The sequence below is a fragment of the Dapis brunnea BLCC-M229 genome, assembly GCF_050015995.1.
In the GTDB taxonomy this organism is placed as follows: Bacteria; Cyanobacteriota; Cyanobacteriia; order Cyanobacteriales; family Microcoleaceae; genus Trichodesmium.
The window spans coordinates 1-2,144 of sequence record NZ_JBNHEP010000221.1; the positions used below are offsets into that span (position 1 = coordinate 1).

General features: G+C 36.2%; 3 protein-coding genes and 1 pseudogene. All 4 read right to left on the reverse strand.

What is annotated here, in order from left to right; translation table 11 throughout:
- Positions 1-123 precede the first annotated feature (123 nt).
- The 4 genes and pseudogenes from ACP6PM_RS24395 to ACP6PM_RS24410 all read right to left on the reverse strand — a co-directional run bounded on the left by ACP6PM_RS24395 (position 124) and on the right by ACP6PM_RS24410 (position 1,669).
- Positions 124-444, reverse strand: coding sequence for a hypothetical protein (locus tag ACP6PM_RS24395; protein ID WP_426589244.1), 321 nt, complete (start codon positions 442-444; stop codon positions 124-126).
- Positions 414-814: pseudogene (locus ACP6PM_RS24400) on the reverse strand (IS701 family transposase); the annotation flags it as partial. The pseudogene ACP6PM_RS24400 and the gene ACP6PM_RS24395, both read right to left, overlap by 31 nt.
- Positions 815-945: 131 nt before the next feature.
- Positions 946-1,311: a transposase gene (locus ACP6PM_RS24405; protein ID WP_426589246.1), complete on the reverse strand. Its 366-nt coding sequence runs from the start codon at positions 1,309-1,311 to the stop codon at positions 946-948.
- 79 nt (positions 1,312-1,390) lie between these two features.
- The gene (locus ACP6PM_RS24410) at positions 1,391-1,669 is read right to left on the reverse strand and encodes a hypothetical protein (RefSeq protein ID WP_426589248.1); all 279 of its coding nucleotides are present in this window, start codon (positions 1,667-1,669) and stop codon (positions 1,391-1,393) included.
- Between the last annotated feature and the right edge of the window lie 475 nt (positions 1,670-2,144).

Genomic DNA, 2,144 nt, shown 5'->3' on the forward strand with positions numbered 1-2,144 from the left:
AAACTGGTTTACTCACTGCTGTTACTGTAGTCTATGTTTATGAAAACCGCTATAAAACCAACAAATTTTGTACCTCACTCAGAGATGGGAGTGGCTATAGATAAATTTTTCTCTCAGCTTCAGTCAAACATAATGTGACTTTTTATCATCCTCAGAAGTGGATATTACATATTGTCTGAAAACTAGCAAAACTGAAAATAATGTTTCTTGTTCTTGCATTTTAGTTTCTATCAAAAAATGTCGCCCTACAGATTTTATGGTATTAAATAATTCCTGTGGCGAAACTTGAGTATCTGTTAACAACTGAGAAATAGGAACAGGTTCAATTTTATCACTCAGACAAGTAATAAATTTTTGTTCTATTTCCGAAAAACGCTGCCAATGCTTTTCTAAAATTATTGCTAATTCTTCACTTATCGGGACTTGAGCAAATTTGCAACCCAAACAAACCCCAAACTCTCTTGATGAGCGGTAAATACGTCGATGTTTTCATCTAACCACTTGATCAAACGGTAAGATATCGCTGTACGATCGGGCTTCTAAAGTATCAGTAAAAGTCTTTAACGGTTTGTTAGCCCAACCCCTTCTTATGCCTCCAGTTAACTGATGCCAGATCATAAATGTATAAGCACGAGCGGACTAAAATAAAATGCCTTTTTCAGCTGATTTTATCTCTGACTTGATATTCTCTTAGCCCTAACCGTCCTTTGGCTTCTAATCACGAAAACTTCTACCCAATTTCTCTTAGAATAAGTAGAACATATCCGTTCTGGAGTTACATATTTGTGTTCGAGATTAGTAATATAATAGAGTTGTCGCTAAATAGAGGGGAAAAATCGCTCAAACCTAGACAGAGCAAAAATTTCAGGCGTTTTTACTTGCCAATGGTTATAATCCTTACAGGACAAGGCTTTTGGGAATTTTTAAGCTTATAAAGCGACAAGTCTAATAGTTAATATCAGTGGCATCAGAAAAATTTTTAGCATTCATCACGATAGCTATAGTTTTTTGACCTGACATCCTAGATCGTTGTACTTCTAATGTGGCTAGCCAAACTTCATGAGCATTTTTTGTGCTTAATTGAACTAAGTTAAAGGCCTGTGGGGATATACTTTCAGCTAGCTGGTCTAATCTAATTTCCTCTTGAATATTCTTCTGTTTTTTGATAATTACTTTTCTATTTTTAGCTAATCCTCCTATATAAGTTAAATTTCTTTTTTCTAGTTGATTCAAGAATGATGTATTGTGACCATATCCCCCATCAATTAACACAATTTCAGGCCGATGTCCTCGCTGACAAACATTGGTCAACTAGAGACATTGCTAAGTCTGGTTTCTGAACAAATTATGGGTCTTTTTTTCCTCAAGCTCAAGAATCCGCTTTTTGAGATCAAGCTATATCTAAAGGTAGACTTTTTACTCCATCATCAAGATGAGTTGTCACCACAACTACACCATTGTCTGTTTTTCCTATTTCTCCTATATATTGCCGCCCTACTCCTGCAGTTAAATTACCACTTCTTGCTCCGTCTTTACCCTGAGGAAACCTCAGGGCAGGCGGTGCGCTTTTTCTGTGGCCTGAATCGTCTATAATTAAAGCAAATGAACGAGAAGGTTTTGTTTGACGAGATTCCCACATCACTTGAAGACGACGCTCCCATACCAGCATTTACGGACCAATTTGCTATAACTAAAAAATGCCGTAATTTGTGGTATGACAGACCTACGGTGTTATTCGACATTTGAGACAAGTTTTTTCTTTGACTTTCTCAAGAGCAATCCTCCTATATAGTCTCTAAACCCAGTTGTTTGAGCTTTTGTCTTTAATACATCGTTAAAGGGATTTGCTTACGCAACGCTTGCGCGAACCCACCATCGATGGAAACAAGAAGGCATGGCCACTGAAGTTGTTTCTTTGATCAAACTTACCCCCGGTCAGTAATTAACGTAAAATACATATCAGGTATATATTATACCCTTATTAATTATTAATTATTAATTATTAATTATTGAAAGTGCTTCACCACCAACCAAACAAACCCAAAAAAAAAGCTCTCTAAAAATAGAGAGCTTTTTTAATTAATCAATCAAAAATTAACCCTTGATAGCAGGAGCTTCTACTGCTGCTAAATCTAGAGGGAAGT

Bases quoted from the DNA above. Each gene is read 5' to 3' on its own strand.
- ACP6PM_RS24410 (WP_426589248.1), bottom strand. From the start codon at position 1,669: ATGCTGGTATGGGAGCGTCGTCTTCAAGTGATGTGGGAATCTCGTCAA.